This window comes from Prolixibacter denitrificans, from assembly GCF_003014495.1.
GTDB classification, from domain to species: domain Bacteria; phylum Bacteroidota; class Bacteroidia; order Bacteroidales; family Prolixibacteraceae; genus Prolixibacter; species Prolixibacter denitrificans.
Map to the genome: position 1 here is coordinate 274,391 of NZ_PYGC01000003.1, position 17,978 is coordinate 292,368.

Consider the following 17,978-nt stretch of genomic DNA (forward strand, 5'->3'; position numbering starts at 1 on the left):
GGGAGTAAAGTTACTTACCCCCGCCCTGAAATATTATTTGAAAAGTGATTTAGATGCGTACCATCGTTGAGTCCTGCACCCAACCTTTGTTGCCGTCGGCCAGCTGAATTTCCTTCCAGGTACCCAGGCTGTCGGTGAGTTTCACTTTCAGTCCTTCGTGAATGATGAAGAGTTCGGTTCCCGTTTCACTAGGTGAACCTTTCACGGTAACGGTCGGTGCCGTGATAATGGCCGTATTGCGGTGCGTCAGCTTACTTTTCTGACTCGATGCAAACGAGAATGTAAATCCCGACCAAATTAGCGCCAAAATGGAAACCCAGAATGCGAGCTTTTTCCGGCGCACCGTTTGCGCAAAAAGAAACAAGGCAAAGATGATGAGGAAGATGAAGAATGCAATCATGCTTTGTGTTCCCCACTCATCCGCTGAATGCGTATTAATAATGCTGTGCCACCATTTGGTCAGAAAAAATTCGGGCAACGGCTGAATGTTGTCGACTACGTGGGCTTGTGCCAAATCGAGGTTGTATTTGATGTCGTCATCATTGGGAGCCAGCAAACGGGCCCGCTCATAATTGATGATGGCCTTGGTTACCTTTCCCGATTTGTAATAGGCATTTCCCAGGTTAAAATAGAGGTCTGCCGATTCGTATCCGCGCTTCAGTATACCCGAATAAACACGGGCAGCCTGCGGATAATGGCCCTGAGCATACAATGTATCCGCCTTGGCGATGGAATCCTGTTCTGCTTTCTGTGCGAATGTAGTGCCGGACACCAGTACCAGCGCCAACAATCCTATGATGTATAATACTTTTTGTCTCATCGAATCCCTGTTCTGTTGATTCTCTTTCATCGTTACTTAATCTCTTTTTCCATGCGGCTCATCACCTCAACAGCCTTGTCGTACATTTCATTCATGGCTGTTGACGTGCCTCCGCCCGGTGCGAAGCGGGCAAACTCGCAAGTGTCGAGCGTTTCGATAAAGCGATCGACCAGCTCCTGCGAAACACTGCGTTGCAGCAACGCTTCTGCAGCGCGCTCCTTGTTCAAGTCGGCTACCGGAATGGTCAGCTTATCGCTGAGATAGCCCCAGAATGCGCGGGTTACCGCTTCGTAGAATGTCTCCGCATCGTTTTGCTTCAGAACGCCGCGGGCCACTTTCAGGTGTTTCATGGCTACCTTGCTCGCTTTCCGGTTTTTCACCCGGGCCAGGTTGGCATTCTCGCGGATGCGCTTCATGTTAAAGAGATAGAATATGAGTACGAGGAATGCTCCTCCGAGATAAATCAGGTAGAAGTTCACCGAACCAAAGAACGTATCGTTTCGTTGGAACAGTTGGTTGTTATCCGTCTTGATATAACGAATATCCTTTCCCAGGAACTTCACATCTTCTTTGGAAAGTCCGCTGCTGACAACCGTGTTCGACTGGTTACCAGCTCCTTTTTCCACATGCAAATCATACGACTTGGTGGTCTTGGTCACGTATCTTCCCGTTGCCGGATTGAAATAGACAAAGTTGACAGCCGGAATGGTGAAATCGCCGGCGTGACGCGGAATGACCAGGTATTCGAACGAGGTGCTTCCTTCCAGACCACTCTCCGTTGCTTTGAAATCGCTGGTATTCTTCGGATCGTATGTGTCGAAATCCGGCGGGAAATCAACCTTGGGCGCGTCAATCAATTTCAGGTTACCGTTACCCGAAATCTTCAGCTTCAGCGTCACCGCATCGTTGGCTTTCACATCCGTCGCCGTGATAGACGATTCAAGCCGGAAGTTCCCCACTCCACCGGAATAATTGGCCGGCGCTTTGGGCAGCGGTTTCACATCGATAGTGACCGGCTGACTAAATACCGTAGCTTTCACCGTCGAAAACTGATCGAAGAAATCATCGAAAACACTCTGTGGCTGCTGAATCCGTTGACGTACCAATGCCACAATTTTTACGGGCTTGATAGTGATATTCCCGGTTTGCTGCGGGAAGAGAATCGTTTTCTTCAGTGTTCCCACATTGTATATTTCTCCGTTGTAGGCTTCCCGGTGTAACGAAATCTGTTGTGGGATATCGATATCCTGCGACCAGAATCCTTCGAAGTTCGGGAGTTCAATATCGTCGAATCCACTCAGGTTCACCCGTGAGTAAATCTTAATGGTCGCAACCAGATGCTCTCCTTTGTAAACCGATTTCCGGTTCACGTCCACCTTGACAAACAGATCCTTCGAATCGATATGTCCTGGTGTAGCTGCCGGCTTATCGACACCTCCTCCCGCTGGTTTCGACGAACCTTTCACAACCTGAATCGTCACCGGGTTTGACGTGTATGTCTTTCCATCCGCGTCAATGGTGGCCGGTTGAATGGTGAACTTTCCCTCTTTTTTTGCCTGCAGAATGTAGGTGTAAGAGAAAGTAACCGAACGGGTAGTTTTACCGTTGATCATCTGGATGGATGTGCTGTTGGAAGTCGAGGGTCCCATCAATACATCGAAGTCATTCAACTCCGGAAGTTTCAGATTCTCTCCCTCTGTGTTTAGCACAAAAGAGAGCCGGAACTGACTTCCCAACTCTACCACATTGGGCGCCGACATCGAAAACCGAACGTCGTCGGCGCGGGCAGTTAAGCCGGCAAAGAGCGTAAACAAGAGAAGAAACAGGGTCTTTTTCTTCATCATCTGTATGCCTGTATATTTCGTGATTAATCTGTATTGCATTGTCAACATGCCTCAAAATTAGCAAAACCCCGGAATTTTTCCGGAGGGCAACCGGTTATGTTAATTTACAACGGCTACCAATCCTTTTCAACCTTACGCTGCTGCGCCTTTGTCGCTTTCAGCTTACGCACTTTTTCCTGTGTTTTTCGCTCGTCGTTTTGTAAAGCCTGCAACATCTGCTCTGCGCTCTGTTTCGAAATTTTGTTCTGCTGAGGCTGCTGTTGTTGCTGCTGATTCTGATTTTGGTTTTGGTTCTGTTTATTCTGGTTTTGCTTGTTTTGATCTTGCTTATTCTTGTTCTTATCCTGATTCTGTTTGTCCTTATTGTTCTTGTTCTGGTCTTTGTTTTGTTTGTTCTTATCCTTGTTGTTCTTATTATTTTTGTCTTTGTTGTTTTTATTCTGCTGGTTCTGTTGATTCTTCTTCTTATTCTTTTCCTGCTGCTTCAACTTCTCAGCGTAAGCGAGATTGTACTTGGTTTCCATATCGTTCGGATTCAACCGCAACGACTTTTTATAGGCATCGATACTCTCGTCAATCTTTTTCTGCGCCAGGAACGAATTCCCCAGGTTATGGTAGACCATTGCCTTATCCTTGGTATTGTCGGTCTCTTTGGCCAGCTGCTCAAACTGTTCGGCCGCTTTTCCGGGCTTGGCCTGCTTGTAGGTGGCATCCGCCAGATTGAATTTCCACTTGAAATCGTTTGGCTTCTCCTGCAGCGCTCTGCGATAAGCCACTTCGGCCTTGCTGAAGTTGACTGTGTCGAGACTGGCCGTATCCTGTAATCCTTTCTCGAAAAAACTATTTCCTTCCCGGATGTATTTCCGCTCTTTCTGCGCAAATACCGGAACCGTGAGGAATAGAATCATCACCATGAGAACGATTTGCCTCATCCGCATTTTATTTTCCGACATGAATGTTTTCACGTTCATTATATCTAAATCCTTCTCTGTTACTTAAATAAACTGTAATTTTTCAACCACCTGTTTTTCCTGTCGAGCACGAGGAAATCGATCAAAATCAATGCCAGAGCCATGATTAGGAAATACCCATATTGGTCTTCATAATCGGAATACACCCGCGATTCAATTTCCGCTTTTTGCAGCTTGTTCAACTCGTCGAACAATGTATTCAATCCGATCTGTGCATTGTTGGCCCGGATATACGTTCCTCCTCCGGCATCTGCAATTTCGGTCAGCATCTTCTGATCCAACTTCGTAATAATCGTGTTCCCTTGGCTGTCCTTCCGGTAACCTTGTTCTCCGTTGGGCAACGTAACCGGAATCGGTGCACCTTCGGGAAGTCCCATTCCAATGGTGTTGACAGTGATTCCTTTTTCGTACGCCGCTTTAGCTGCTGCTACCGGATTATCTTCATGGTTTTCACCGTCGGTAATCACAATGATGGTTTTATTTCCCTCGAAATTCGGCGAGAACGAACGGGCTGCCAGGTTGATGGCTGCTCCAATGGCTGTTCCCTGCACCGGAACCATATTCGTGTTGACCGAATTCAGAAACAGCTTGGCCGACGCATAATCGGTAGTAATGGGTAACTGAATATAGGCCTGTCCGGCAAAAACGATCAACCCGATTTTGTCCTGATTGAGCCGGTCGGTCAATTTGGCAATCGCTCTTTTCGCCCGGTCCAGCCTATCGGGTTTGATGTCCTGCGCCAACATACTGTTCGACACATCGAGGGCAATCATGATTTCGATTCCCTTGCGTTTTACCGTTTTCAGCTTCGAGCCAAACTGCGGGCGGGCGACTCCGACAATTATAAATGCCAAAGCCAACATCCATATCCAGAATTTCACTACCGGACGGCCGTTCGACACGTTGGGCATCAAACCGGCCAGCAACTCCGGATTTCCGAATTTGCGAATGGCTCTACGTCGTCCTCTTCTGGCCAGCCAAAAGATGATGGCAAATGCCGGTATCACCAGCAAGAGATATAAATATTCGGGATTTGCGAACCTAAATGATTCCATTTTTCCTTTTAATTTCTTGACTAAAATTCTTCAACACCACCGGGCTATGCCCTTTTCCTCTCAAGCTTCTTCCCTTACGGGATATTCCTGAAAATCGTGTTCTTCAGGAACACCAGCAACAGCGTCAGTAACAGGGCCGGAAGAGCAAAACGTTCGAATTCTTCCGTCTTCCTGCTGAACTGCTTCACATCAATTTTCGATTTTTCCAGCTTGTCAATCTCTTTGTAAATTTCTTTCAGCTTAGCATTATCGGTGGCCCGAAAATATTCACCCCCGGTAATCGATGCGATTTGTTTCAACATCGGTTCATCAATCTTCACCTGCATTTGCCTCATCTGCGTACCGAAAGGAGTCTGTACCGGATAAGGTGCCGTGCCAATTGAGCCTATTCCGATAGTGTAAACACGAACTCCAAATGTTTTGGCAATTTCGGCTGCGGTAACCGGCGCAATTTCGCCGCGGTTATTCTCACCATCGGTCAACAGAATCACCACTTTGCTTTTGGCTTTGCTGTCCTTCAAGCGGGCGACAGCCGTAGCCAGTCCTTCACCAATCGCTGTTCCGTCCTCAATCATTCCGGTATGAATATCCTTGAACAGGTTAATCAATACTGCGTGATCGGTTGTCAACGGGCACTGCGTAAAACTCTCGCCGGCAAAAACCACCAGGCCAATCCGGTCGTACGGGCGACCGGAAATAAACTGAATGGCAATATTTTTGGCTGCATCCAACCGGTCGGGCTGAAAGTCACGTGCCAGCATCGAACTGGAAATATCCAGCGCCATAACAATATCGATCCCTTCGGTGGTGGCATTTTCCCAGCTGGAAGTCGACTGCGGGCGAGCCAGTGCCATAATCAGCAAGGATAACACGCCTAACTTCAATACAAAAAGCAGATGACGCAAATAATGCTTCCATGTGCGGGGTGCCCCCTCAAAACCTTTCAGTGTCGATAATTGAATACTTGCCCGCGATTTCTTCTGCTGCCACACATACCAGACAATCATCGGTATGAACAGCAGAAAAAGATAAAAGAATGCGGGATGTGCGTATGTTATCTGACTCATGATTTTCTTCTTCCCTTTTTATCCGACAAATCAATGGTTATCTCCTCATCGCCGTTGTCTTCATCGTTTTCTTCTTCCTCTTCCTCGGGCGATTTCTCTTCTATTTTCGTCTGGTTGACGAAGAAATAGGCATTGGCCAGCGTCATCTGGTTATCATCTTCCACCGGAATGAATTTGGCAAACTTCACCAAATCGGCCAGTTCCAGAATTTCCTTGAGCTGTTTGTACGATTTCTCATCCAACTTCACGGTATCGTACTTCAACGCAACCATGATTTCATCGGTTGTTTTCTCCATGGCCGTCACGTCGAAACGTCCTTCCAGGTATTCCCGCAAGGTATCGGTAATGCGGCTGTAGTATTCTTTTACATGGTCATGCTGCCAAAGTTTCTGTTCTTTGATTTCGTCCAGCTTGCGCAAAGCAACGCGATAAGGAGGCTCTTTCGGCTTCGGCGGTTTTTGGAACAACGGCAGCTTCTTCTTCCTGCGGCGAATCGCATAAATCAACAGGAAGATGATGGCCAAAATCAGTATGCCACCGAACAACCACGGGGCAATTTCCTTCAGCGTTACCGGTGCGTCGAACGGCTTCTTGATATCGGCCGGCCCCTTTTTCAAATCCACTTTCGGAACCTGTACAAACAGACTCAAACTATTGGTATGGACCGAATCGGTCAACTGATCGTACTTCAGTTTGAACCAAACCGGTGGAATTGGATGTGGTCCGCTGTCAAATGCCGTGATCAAAAAATCCTGCCGCAGCATAATCCGACGGCCTTCCATCTTGATGGTATCAATCGGGGTGCGTTGCAGCACTTCGATAGATTTGCCGATGCTGTCGGGTATTTGTGGAAACTGTATTTTCGGACCGATATTTTGTTCCAGCTCCAGGTTCAGGTGAATCTGGTCGCCCAGTAGAATCGTATCACGGTCGAGCGTGGCACGTGCCTTTATTTCCTGCGCCTGCACACCCGATGCTACTATCAGCAACAGGGCCAAGACGAAGGTTATATGTTTCATCGTTCGTGTAACGTTCATTGATTATTGTTCTCTTTTCTTAAACAGTGAAACAAGCGATTTCACATAGTCATCACGGGTGTTGATTCCGACATAGTCGACACCAGAACGCTTCATCATGATGTCGAGCTTCGTGCGGTAGTCGTTCCACCATTTCTGATAAGCTTCCCGCACTTTCCGGCTTGATGAATCAACCCACAGGTATTCGCCTGATTCGGCATCCTTGAATTTCACCATACCAATGGAGGGCAACTCCGTCTCCCGCTCATCGTAAATCTGCAGTCCCACCACATCGTGTTTGCTGTTGGCAATACGAATCGCTTTTTCCAACTCCGGATTATTATCCATGAAATCGGAAATCACAAATGCCGTCACCCGGCGTTTCATCACGTTAGTGAGATATTGCATTGCCTGAGCGATGTCGGTTTGCTTCGATTCGGGCTGAAATTCGATGAGCTCCCGGATGATGCGCAACGTATGCGTCCGGCCTTTCTGCGGCGGAATGAACTTCTCGATTTTATCGGAAAAGAAAATCACGCCAATCTTATCGTTATTGGAAATAGCCGAGAACGAAAGAATTGCACCGATTTCGGTAATCACATTCTTCTTCAGCTTTTCGGCTGTACCAAATTCACGCGAACCACTCACGTCAATCATCAACATCACAGTCAGCTCCCGCTCTTCTTCAAAAACCTTAATAAAAGGCTTGTTGTACCGGGCCGTTACGTTCCAGTCGATGTTCCGCACATCGTCGCCAAACTGGTATTCACGCACTTCACTAAAGGCCATACCGCGGCCTTTGAAAGCACTGTGATACTCCCCGGCAAAAATGTTGCGGGACAATCCCCGTGTCTTTATCTCAATTTTCCGAACTTTCTTTAACAGGTCCGATGTTTCCACAGCACAATAACTTGTTCGTTCTTAATTCATCAATTAATTCTCTATTCCCTTTCCGGGAAACCGTTATTACTACGGTACCTCAACGGTATTGAGAATTTCGGAGATGATTTCTTCGCTGGTCAGGTTATTGGCTTCCGCTTCGTAACTCAGCCCGATACGGTGACGCAACACGTCGTGGCTGACGGCACGGATATCTTCCGGAATCACATAACCACGGCGCTTGATGAAGGCGTACGATTTGGCTGCCTGTGCCAGGCTAATCGATGCACGCGGCGAGGCTCCGTAAGTAATCATCTCGGCATATTTCGGCAATCCATGCTCAGCAGGCTCACGGGTCGAATAAACAATATCGACAATGTACTTCTGAATCTTTTCATCGATATATACATCTTTTACAATATCGCGTGCGCGGATAATATCTTCCGGTTTCAGAATCGGCGATGCTTCCGGGAATTTCTTCAGCAGGTTTTGCTGAATGATCATCCGCTCTTCGTCTTTCTTCGGATAATCCAGTACCACTTTCAGCATGAAACGGTCGACCTGTGCTTCGGGAAGCGGATAGGTTCCTTCCTGCTCAATCGGGTTTTGCGTCGCCATTACCAGGAAAGGCTCTTCCAGTTTGTAAGTATGATCACCGATGGTAATCTGGCGCTCCTGCATCGCTTCCAGCAATGCCGACTGCACTTTGGCAGGCGCCCGGTTGATCTCATCTGCCAACACAAAGTTGGTAAAAATCGGGCCTTTCTTCACCATGAACTCTTCGTTCTTCTGGCTGTATATCATGGTACCCAGTAAGTCGGCCGGCAACAGGTCGGGCGTGAACTGGATGCGGGCAAATTTGGCAGCTACAATGTGCGAAAGGGTGTTAATCGCCAGCGTTTTCGCCAGACCGGGAACACCTTCCAGCAGAATATGTCCGTCGGATAACAATCCGATCAGCAAGCTGTCTACCAAATGCTTTTGTCCTACAATCACTTTATTCATCTCCATGGTAATCATGTCGACGAATGAGCTCTCCTGTTGAATCCTCTCATTGAGTTCTTTAATATCTACTGACTGATTCATCCGAATATGATTTGTTTTTAATTGTCGAATAGAACTAACATGTTGTTACAATTATTCCCGTCAATGCTAACAATAATTACACCATGTTCGTTACATACTTCCGAAAGGTTATTTTTTTAATTGAAAACTTCTTTTTTTGAATGCTTACGAAATTAATGGTTTACCGATGATTAGCCAATAACATTTTGTTAAAAATCGTTAACCCTAAAAGCTTTGAAAACTTCCTAAAATACTTTAATTTAAGATGCTGGAAAAATATTTTTTTACTATGACCCAACGTAAAGTCATATTAACCCCTAAAGCCGAAAATGAGTTCAGTCAACTCCGGAAATTTTTGTCCGGAGAATGGTCGCCAAGAGTCGGTACCAATCTTGAGCGAAAAATCGACTGGCTCCTGGAAGAACTGGTTCAAAATCCCGAAAGCTTTCCAACGACAACTTCCGGTGATTATCACGTTGCCCGTCCGGGACGAACAACGTCAGTTTTTTTTACCTTTGACGACCGGGAAATCTGCATCCAATCCATTGTGGATACCCGCTTAAATCCGAAGGTAAACAATTCCTGATGCAACGATATTTTATTCAACTCGCATACGATGGAGCAAACTATCACGGCTGGCAAATCCAGCCCGGCTCTATCAGTGTGCAGGAAGTTCTGGAAAAATCAATCTCGACCATATCCCGCGAAGAAATTCACGTAACAGGCGCCGGCCGCACCGATACCGGCGTACATGCCAGCTTTTTTGTGGCTCACTTCGATGCCGAATCAGAAAACCTGGACGATCAGCATTTCACTTTCCGGTTGAACCGGTTTCTTCCGCCAGATATTTCAGTGCAGAATATTTACAAAGTGCACGACAAAGCGCATGCCCGTTTTGATGCGACCTACCGTACATATCAGTATTTCATCACCAAGCAAAAGGACCCGTTTAGCCGGGCTTTTGCCTATCACCATTACCGGCTGCTGGACACGGAAAAAATGAATGAAGCAGCTCAACTTCTTTTCAACTATTCCGATTTTACCAGTTTCAGTCGCACCGGAGCGGACGCGAAAACCGGCATTTGTAAAATGATGGAAGCTTATTGGACAGAAGAGCCGGATCGGTATATTCTGACCATCAAAGCGGACCGTTTTCTGCGGAATATGGTTCGTGCCGTGGTGGGCACCATGCTCGATATTGGTATGGGAAAAATGGAGCCGGAGGAAATTGGACGCATTATTGAAGCGAAGGACCGCCGGGTAGCTGGCTCCAGTGCTGCCGCCCGTGGTTTATTTCTGGTCGATATCGGTTACCCGGAAGAAATTTCGCAGGGACTAATTAGAAATCCCGGTTAATCCCGATTCCAGATTTCCCAGGCTGCCAGTGCCTGTCCATGCAGCATGTCCAGACCATTTTTAATGGTTGCTCGCTGCTTTTCTCCCTTCTCCAGGAAACGGGTTTTTTCGGGGTTGTAAACCAAATCGTACAACAGGTGCTTTTCGGTAATAAACTGATAAGGAATATCCGGCAAACCTTCTTTTTTCGGATAGGTTCCCAGCGGCGTAGTATTCACAACGACCGTATATTCTTCCATCAGACTCTCATCTAAATCGCGGTAGCTAATTTGTCCTTCACCCTTTGGGGAACGGGAAACCAAGACCGTAGACAATCCCAGTTTCTGCAATGCCCAGACAACCGCTTTGGAAGCGCCGCCGGTTCCCAAAACCAGCGCCTTTTTATGATGCGCCATCAACAAGGGGTGAATGGAATCGCCGAAACCGATGACGTCGGTATTAAATCCGCACAAGCGATAAACCGCTCCTTCCCTTTCAATCCGGATGGTATTGACGGCACCGATTTCCTGCGCCGCCTCATCTACTTCATCCAGATAGGCAAAAACATCCTGCTTATACGGGATGGTAACATTCAGCCCTTTCAGTATCGGATTCTCACGGATGACAGCCGGCAACTTATCGATGTTGTCGATTTCGAAGTTTTCGTAGACCGAGTCAATCCCCTCCCGGGAAAACTTTTCGGTAAAGAATTTCTTCGAGAAGGAATGCGTCAGCGGATATCCAATGAGGCCGAATGTTTGTTTCATGATTCCTCGACAGTTTGAGCAGATTTCTCCAACAAGTATATGGTAAAGATTCCGGCAACCATTAGCAGTACGGCTACAATCACTGCCGTTGACCATGATTCGGGAATGTACCAGTCGTAACCGGAAACCACTTTCTCGCCACTTTTCTTTAACAGGATATTTCCCAGCGCATCGAGTTTATACACCGGATGTTTCCAGGGCCACAAAATTCCCATGGAACCTAAAATGAAACCGGTAAGCAACGCGATGGTTTGATCTTTGAATTTTTTGAAAACCCACGATAAGACATGCGAAAACGCGACCAGGCCAACGACTGCTCCTACTACAACAGGCGACAACACCATCAGGTTGAGTTCGTTAATGGAGTCGATCATCACCAGTTGGTAATTACCCAACAGAATGAGCACGAATGAGCCGGACAATCCCGGAAGAATCATGCTACAAGCCGCCACGATACCGCAGATGAAAAGGTAGAGTAGCGATGAATTTTCCGATGCCGGGCTCAAAACCGAAACGGAGAAGGCAAACGCTGTTCCCACAATCAGGCTGATAACGACGGACAGGCGCCACTTTTCAACTGTCTTCCCAATAAAATAGACCGAAGCCAGAATCAAACCGAAGAAAAACGACCAGATGTAAATCGGGTAACTCTTGAACAGAAAATCGAACAACCGGGCCAGCGTCAAAATGCTGATGGCGACTCCGGCAAAAACAGCCAGCAGAAAGTCGAGATTGATATGCTTCGCCAACTGACGGAATTTACCACTCAGCAAGAGTTTCAGCGCTGTTAAATCGAAGGATTTAATGCTGTCAATCAACTTCTCAAAAATGCCCGTTATTAGGGCCACTGTTCCTCCCGAAACACCGGGAATGACATTCGCGGCCCCCATGGCCAAACCTTTTGTGAACAGGTTTAAATATTTCTTCATCGCTTATGTTAATATTTTCAGACTTCCGGTTGGCTAAAATAGACAAAAAAACGGCCGAAATCGCTTCCGGCCGGATTCTGTCAGTATTTTAAAAGTTAATCATTGTTAATGATAATGATTAATCGTCTTATACTTATCAATCAATCGGTTGACCGGTTCACTTTCCACCGCTTTCGGACAAAAGTCGAACAAATCATGGTACTGGCTAAAATCTTCGCTCAGTGCCTGTTCCAAATAGTGCATCGCCAGATGTTCGTCACCATTCTCGAGCAAATAGGCTGTCAAACGGTAGTTCAATGTAGCACTCACTACATGTTGCTTTTTGGCTTTCATCAGAGTGTCGATGGCCATGGCCAGTTGATCGTACTCGTAATAGAAGTCGGCAAACGAAAGCCAGCTCTCAGGATTGTTCACGTCTAACTGAAGCGCTTTCTGGAAAGCCTGCTCAGCCTCTTCGTAATCATTCAGCGTGGAGTTAACCTTGCCAAAGGTCAACCAAAAATCGGCATTATCTTCTTCAAGCTTGATGGCCTTTTTCAGGAATACCAGACTCTCCGGTACTTTATCCTCAACCAGCAATACCACCGAAGCGCCATACCAGGCTTCGGCATTATAGGCATTTAACTGCAACGCTTTCTTATAATAATCAAATGCTTCTTTAAATTTCCGCTGATGGAAATAGCATTCAGCAATGTAACAGTAAGTTTCATCCGACTCACCATCGATTTTCAGGTACTCTTCATAACCGGCAATCGCTTCTTCGAACCTTTCGGCATTGGCAAGCGAGTTCGCCCGGTTAAACAGTGCCGAGGCATAATTATCATCGAGCGCCAGCGCGAAATCGTATGCTTCAACTGCCTTGTTGAAATCATTCACCCGGTTGTAAGCAATTCCCAGGTTGTACCAGACAAATTCCGAGAACGGATCCAAATCGAGGTATTTGTTGTAATACTGAATACACTTATAGCTCTCACCTACCTTGTCGTAGCTGAAAGCCAAATCGTAAATCACGTTCTCGTTTTCCGGATTTTCCTGGTAAGCTCTTTCAAAAAACGGAATAGCCCGGCTGTATTCGCTGTTCTGGATAAATGCTACCCCAATGCTGTACAGGACTTCGTCTTTTTCTTCGTAAGCAAACCGTTCTGCCTCTTCGAAGTAATAAGTGGCCTTTTGACTCTCGCCCAAAAAGTTGTAACAAGAACCAAGCATTAGCAAAATCTCCGGATTTGAAGATTCGATTCCAGCTACCATTTCGAGCATTTCTCTCGCCTCGTCTACTTTTCCCTGTGTAAGCAGAATACGGGCCTGCCGCACTTTCAGGGAAATCGCCTGGGGGTGCTGCCGCAATCCGCTCCTCACCGCCTTTACCGCATGGGAATGATGTCCCCTGTCGGAATAATAGTCGATGATGTATTCAAACTCTGCTACATCAAAAAACTCAACACGCTCCTCGTGCTGCATCTTCTGATAACGTTCAATTAGTAAAGCAATTTCGTTGCTTTCGTAGTCGTCCTTAGCTCCTTGTTCCATAAAATTTACCTGTCTGCGTATCTGTTAAAAATACCCAACGCAAAATCATCCCATCCTTAGGAGTCCTGGTGTTCTTTTCTCAATAAATCGTTGACGGTTTTCACCGGATTAAAGGTGATGACCGGAACTTCTACAAAGAGAGTAATCCAGTCGGCCATGGCTCCGTTCCAAAGTCCTGGCAGCTCCTGTGCCTTCAGCGGCTTTCCTTCTTTCGATTTATGAGAAATAAACCCGGTATTCGGATCGCGGTACTTCAACAAGTCAAATTTTTCGCCTTTGCTGTCGCGAACCCCACACACCAAATCAACCGGATTAAAATGTGTCGATTGTCCGACTATTTTTGTTTGCTCCTCATTTTCTTTATCAATCTGACTTCCTTCCACAATCTGCAACGAAATGGTATTGTCTGCGTTGCGTGCCCAAAACGGACCGCCGCCCGGCTCACCTCCGTTTTTCACCATACCGCAAACCCTGATGGGGCGGTTCAGTTTATTTCGCAGATAAGGAATCAAATCTTCCTTCTCCGTATAATACTGGCTTTCCACAGCCTCAACGCAAAGTTCCTTTGTCAGAAAATCCGAAATCTCTGCGATGAGTTTGTCCGGCACTGCCGCTGAATTTTTTTCCAGCTCGCGAAGGTAATTAAAAACCCTTTGCCGGTAATACAGTAACACACCAGCCAACGCTTTTTTATAACGTACGGTCGGCTCTTTTAGTCTGTCAGGCACGACATTATCAATATTTTTAATAAAGATGATGTCGCTGTCAATATCGTTCAGGTTTTCGAGCAATGCTCCGTGTCCTCCGGGCCTGAACAGCAATGAGCCGTCTTTCTGGCGGAAGGGCTCGTTTTTGGGCGTTACCGCGATGGTATCGGTTGATGGTTTCTGTTCCGAAAAACCAACCTGGTAATGAGCGCCGTACTGATGCTCATATTTCTTCGCCGCTTCATCGGTTTTCTCTTCAAAGTAAGAAAGGTGCTCCGGCGATACAGTGAAATGCAAGCTCACTTGCCTTCCCGAATCCTTCCCATACAATGCACCTTCCACCATGTGCTCTTCAACGGGCGTTCTGGATTTCTCGCCATATTGATGAAATTGCAGCAATCCTTTCGGAAGAAAGCCGTAATTCAAGCCTTTCTCTGTTAAGACAAATTCCAGAATTTCCCGGTAGGATATGTGTCCGTCACCATCAGCCTTTTTCAGCTCATCGGGCAACTGATGGTAAAAAGCAAATTTCGGGAGGTTGTCGAAGAAAGCTCTTACATCGGCATGTGCTTCCTCTTTTAACAGCGAAACGGCCTGCTCCTGCGATTGGGCTGCATCCTGAAAAGCGAAAAGCTTTTGAAACATGCGACTGGCAGCTCCCGAAGCCGGTACAAACTTTTCGATGGCGATTCCCCGGTTGACCTCGTGCTCAAAGATGCCGATGTACCTTTCAATCCGGCCCTCGTCGAGCTTTATAATTCCGTCGTTTACAGTGGCTGGACGGAGAACATTCATAAAGGGAAATCCCTTTTTAAAATTCTCGATTTGATGTTCTACTTCCGGTAGCTGACTACCGCGATTGCTAATTTGCTGAATATCCTTTTCTGTAAACATAATCAACCAGTTACTTTAGTCGCTAAAGATAGAAAAAGGTTTAAAAAATAAAAACGAATAAACCTCTCCGAAACCTTAAGTTATCAAGAAGAAATGAACCGTTCGACATAATTTTATCCCTGTGCGGAGAAACAAATAACCGCTATCTTTGCGGCCATGAGGGCTGATGCACATTCAAACAGGAATTTTCCCTGGGGACACCAACGGAGATACAACGATTTTCCTACCTTTTTCAGGCGCAAATTTAATGAAAGGGTTCAGAAAATCTCAATCGATGCGGGATTTACCTGCCCCAACCGTGATGGCAACCGGGGAACCAGAGGTTGTACCTACTGCAACAATAAAACTTTCAAGCCTACCTACTGCAACCTCGAGAACAGCGTTTCCAGTCAGCTGGAAAAAGGCGTGGCGTTCTTTCGCAAGAAATACGACAGCATCAAATTCCTGGCTTATTTTCAAGCCTACTCCAACACCTACGCTCCGATTGAGGATCTCCGAAAACTATATGAGGAAGCGTTGGCTTACCCGGGCGTCATTGGTTTGGTCATTGCCACCCGTCCCGATTGTCTGGACAATGAAGTGCTCGACTACCTGCAAGCGCTTTCAGAAAAGCATTACGTGATGGTAGAGCTGGGTATTGAATCGGTTCATAACGACACGTTGAAAGCTATCAACCGTGGCCATGCCTGGGAAGAATCTGTCAGAGCGCTGGAAGAAACATCGAAAAGAGGGATTCATAATTGCGCTCACATGATTTTGGGACTTCCGGGCGAAAGCCGGGACAACTTGCTGCAACAGGCTGATATCATTTCCCGGTTGCCGGTAGAAAATCTGAAATTGCACCAGCTGCAAATTCACAAAGGAACAGTAATGGCCAAACAATATGCTGACACGCCCGAGATGTTCCATCTTTTCTCTGTCGATGAATACCAGGAACTGGTTGTTGACTACCTTGAACGGCTGAATCCTGAAATCATTGTCGAACGGTTTGTCAGCTCAGCTCCACCGGAGATGCTGATTGCTCCCCGCTGGGGACTGAAAAATTTCGAGTTTGTGGCTAAAGTGGAAAAACGTCTGGAAGAACGAAATACCTGGCAAGGACGCCTTTTTCAGAAACTCTAACGCCGCTTATGATGTTTCGGCTTCTTTCTTTTTGACTGATTTCTCTTATTTCCAGCCGGTTGTTGCTCTGCATCAAACAATCGTTTCTCCAAATCGGGCCGGTTAAGTCGTTGTAATTCCTGCATCAGTGAGTTCCGGTATTCTTTTTTGTACCAGAAGAAGAATTTTCGTTGTCCCAGTTTCTCCTTCTCGGTTTTCGGAACGAACACTTTTTCTAACGTGTACGGATGATATCCTGAATAATAAATCACGGTAGCCACCGTCATCGGCGTGGGCGTAAAATCCTGCACCTGCTCCAGTTTAAAATCCAACTCCTTGGTTTCAGCTGCTAGTTCCGCCATGTCCTCCAACTTACTTCCCGGATGACTGGAAATGAAGTATGGAATCAACTGCTGCTTCAGGCCTTCTTTCCGGTTCACAGAATGAAAGAAAGTGGTTAATCGGCGAAACAGTTCGAATGAAGGCTTGCGCATTACGTTCAACACATCATCCGAAGTGTGTTCCGGCGCCACTTTCAATCGGCCGGAAACATGGTGCCGGATCACTTCACGCAGATATTCCAGGTTGCCTTCGTCTTTTTTCGCACCACCGGTTTCGTGAAAGGCCAAATCGTAGCGAATGCCGCTACCAATGAATGCTTTTTTCACACCCGGGAAACTGGCTACTTTTTGATACAAACCGGTTAACGTACGATGATCAGTTTCCAGGTTCTTACAAACCGATGGATAGATGCAGGACGGGCGTTTGCACTGGCGACAAAGCTCCAAATCCTTGCCTGCCATGCGGTACATATTGGCCGATGGTCCTCCTACATCGGAAATGTAGCCTTTGAAATCGGGCATGTCTACAACGGCTTCCACCTCTTTCATCACCGATTTTTCGGAACGGGAAACCACAAATTTCCCTTGGTGGGCCGAAATCGTGCAGAAAGAACAGCCCCCAAAACACCCGCGGTGAATGTTAATAGAGTGACGAATCATTTCGTAGGCCGGGATTGCTCCTTTTCCGTTGTAGCGAGGATGCGGCAACCGGGTAAAAGGCAAATCGTAAACCTGGTCAATTTCCTTAGTTGAAAGCGGGGGCCATGGTGGATTAACCACAATCTGCCGACGACCAACCTGCTGAACGAGTTTATTAGCCTGCCAGCGGTTCGACTCTTCTTCGATGTACCGAAAATTGGCCGCAAACTTCTTTTTATCCTTCAGACATTCTTCATGAGCATTGATTTCCAGTGCTTCCCAATCGACCTTTGTTGCATAACTTTCGCCTTCCGGATTCATAAAGGCTGTCTGCGGAATGTTGGTCAGCGATTGCACGGGAACGCCCCGTTGCACCAGCCGGGCAAACTCTGAAATGGATTTTTCGGCCATGCCATAAAAGAGCAAATCGGCACCACTCTCTTCCAGAATTCCCGGTTTCAGCTTATCCGACCAGTAGTCGTAATGCGTCAGCCGGCGTAATGAAGCCTCAATACCGCCAAGCACAACGGGAATGTCGGGATATAATTTTTTAAGAATATTCGTATAAACCACCGAAGCGTAGTCGGGACGGGCTCCTGCTCTGCCTCCCGGCGTATAAGCGTCATTCGAACGACGACGCCGATTGGCCGTGTAGTGGTTCACCATCGAATCCATATTTCCGGCGGTAACGCCAAAAAACAAACGAGGTTCTCCAAGCTTTTTGAAATCGCGCAAATCATCCGTCCAGTTGGGTTGTGGCACAATCGCCACCCGCAATCCAGCGGCTTCCAGGATGCGCCCGATTACCGCTGCTCCGAAAGAAGGATGATCGACATACGCATCGCCGGTAAACAGGATCACATCTGCTGCATCCCATCCCAATGCCTTCATCTCTTTCGCCGAAGTCGGCAACCATCCGGATGTTTCTGGTCTATTCAAATTCTGAGTCAATTTGCTTTGTTTGCGGCAAAGTTACACTTTTCAGCATCTACATTTTCAAAAGCCTTTATTTTTACAT

At 46.8% G+C, this 17,978-nt stretch carries 16 protein-coding genes; 3 read left to right on the forward strand and 13 right to left on the reverse strand.

Annotated features, from left to right (window positions below):
* Positions 1–49: 49 nt before the first annotated feature.
* The 8 genes from CLV93_RS08030 to CLV93_RS08065 form a co-directional block, all read right to left on the reverse strand.
* Complete coding sequence (locus tag CLV93_RS08030) at positions 50–820, reverse strand: tetratricopeptide repeat protein (RefSeq protein WP_170108893.1); 771 nt, start codon at positions 818–820, stop codon at positions 50–52.
* A 32-nt stretch (positions 821–852) separates the two neighbouring features.
* Positions 853–2,664, reverse strand: coding sequence for a BatD family protein (locus CLV93_RS08035; RefSeq protein ID WP_170108894.1), 1,812 nt, complete (start codon positions 2,662–2,664; stop codon positions 853–855).
* Between the two features lie 113 nt (positions 2,665–2,777).
* Positions 2,778–3,596 carry a tetratricopeptide repeat protein gene (locus CLV93_RS08040; RefSeq protein WP_106541857.1) on the reverse strand — a complete coding sequence of 273 codons (819 nt, stop codon included), beginning with the start codon at positions 3,594–3,596 and terminating at the stop codon, positions 2,778–2,780.
* A 59-nt stretch (positions 3,597–3,655) separates the two neighbouring features.
* The gene (locus CLV93_RS08045) at positions 3,656–4,690 is read right to left on the reverse strand and encodes a vWA domain-containing protein (RefSeq protein WP_106541668.1); all 1,035 of its coding nucleotides are present in this window, start codon (positions 4,688–4,690) and stop codon (positions 3,656–3,658) included.
* Between the two features lie 74 nt (positions 4,691–4,764).
* A complete protein-coding gene (locus tag CLV93_RS08050; RefSeq protein WP_211297779.1) occupies positions 4,765–5,757 on the reverse strand; it encodes a vWA domain-containing protein in 993 nt (330 codons plus the stop codon).
* Complete coding sequence (locus CLV93_RS08055; RefSeq protein WP_106541669.1) at positions 5,754–6,776, reverse strand: hypothetical protein; 1,023 nt, start codon at positions 6,774–6,776, stop codon at positions 5,754–5,756. Before CLV93_RS08055 ends, CLV93_RS08050 begins: the two co-directional genes overlap by 4 nt.
* A gap of 21 nt (positions 6,777–6,797) precedes the next feature.
* A complete protein-coding gene (locus CLV93_RS08060; protein WP_246187272.1) occupies positions 6,798–7,616 on the reverse strand; it encodes a DUF58 domain-containing protein in 819 nt (272 codons plus the stop codon).
* A gap of 126 nt (positions 7,617–7,742) precedes the next feature.
* On the reverse strand, positions 7,743–8,738 hold the full coding sequence (locus CLV93_RS08065; RefSeq protein ID WP_106541671.1) for an AAA family ATPase: 996 nt from the start codon (positions 8,736–8,738) through the stop codon (positions 7,743–7,745).
* A gap of 268 nt (positions 8,739–9,006) precedes the next feature.
* Between CLV93_RS08065 and CLV93_RS08070 the strand changes: the two genes are divergently transcribed.
* Both CLV93_RS08070 and truA read left to right on the forward strand, forming a co-directional pair.
* Positions 9,007–9,303 (forward strand): type II toxin-antitoxin system RelE/ParE family toxin, encoded by a 297-nt coding sequence (locus CLV93_RS08070; protein WP_146141985.1) that lies wholly within the window; start codon positions 9,007–9,009, stop codon positions 9,301–9,303.
* The gene (gene truA / locus CLV93_RS08075) at positions 9,303–10,073 is read left to right on the forward strand and encodes a tRNA pseudouridine(38-40) synthase TruA (RefSeq protein ID WP_106541673.1); all 771 of its coding nucleotides are present in this window, start codon (positions 9,303–9,305) and stop codon (positions 10,071–10,073) included. The genes CLV93_RS08070 and truA overlap by 1 nt, the downstream gene beginning before the upstream one ends.
* Here truA and CLV93_RS08080 read toward each other — a convergent pair.
* The 4 genes from CLV93_RS08080 to CLV93_RS08095 form a co-directional block, all read right to left on the reverse strand.
* A complete protein-coding gene (locus CLV93_RS08080) occupies positions 10,070–10,819 on the reverse strand; it encodes a shikimate dehydrogenase family protein (protein ID WP_106541674.1) in 750 nt (249 codons plus the stop codon). The genes truA and CLV93_RS08080 overlap by 4 nt on opposite strands.
* Positions 10,816–11,748: a DUF368 domain-containing protein gene (locus CLV93_RS08085; RefSeq protein WP_106541675.1), complete on the reverse strand. Its 933-nt coding sequence runs from the start codon at positions 11,746–11,748 to the stop codon at positions 10,816–10,818. Before CLV93_RS08085 ends, CLV93_RS08080 begins: the two co-directional genes overlap by 4 nt.
* A gap of 105 nt (positions 11,749–11,853) precedes the next feature.
* Positions 11,854–13,278 (reverse strand): tetratricopeptide repeat protein, encoded by a 1,425-nt coding sequence (locus tag CLV93_RS08090; RefSeq protein ID WP_106541676.1) that lies wholly within the window; start codon positions 13,276–13,278, stop codon positions 11,854–11,856.
* A 56-nt stretch (positions 13,279–13,334) separates the two neighbouring features.
* Positions 13,335–14,879, reverse strand: coding sequence for a DUF4301 family protein (locus CLV93_RS08095; protein ID WP_106541677.1), 1,545 nt, complete (start codon positions 14,877–14,879; stop codon positions 13,335–13,337).
* Between the two features lie 156 nt (positions 14,880–15,035).
* Here CLV93_RS08095 and mnmL point away from each other — a divergent pair, with 156 nt between their 5' ends.
* Positions 15,036–16,001: a tRNA modification radical SAM protein MnmL/YtqA gene (mnmL, locus tag CLV93_RS08100; protein WP_106541678.1), complete on the forward strand. Its 966-nt coding sequence runs from the start codon at positions 15,036–15,038 to the stop codon at positions 15,999–16,001.
* On the opposite strand, the gene CLV93_RS08105 is transcribed toward mnmL, so the two are convergent.
* The gene (locus tag CLV93_RS08105) at positions 15,998–17,899 is read right to left on the reverse strand and encodes a YgiQ family radical SAM protein (protein ID WP_106541859.1); all 1,902 of its coding nucleotides are present in this window, start codon (positions 17,897–17,899) and stop codon (positions 15,998–16,000) included. The genes mnmL and CLV93_RS08105 overlap by 4 nt on opposite strands.
* Positions 17,900–17,978 lie beyond the last annotated feature (79 nt).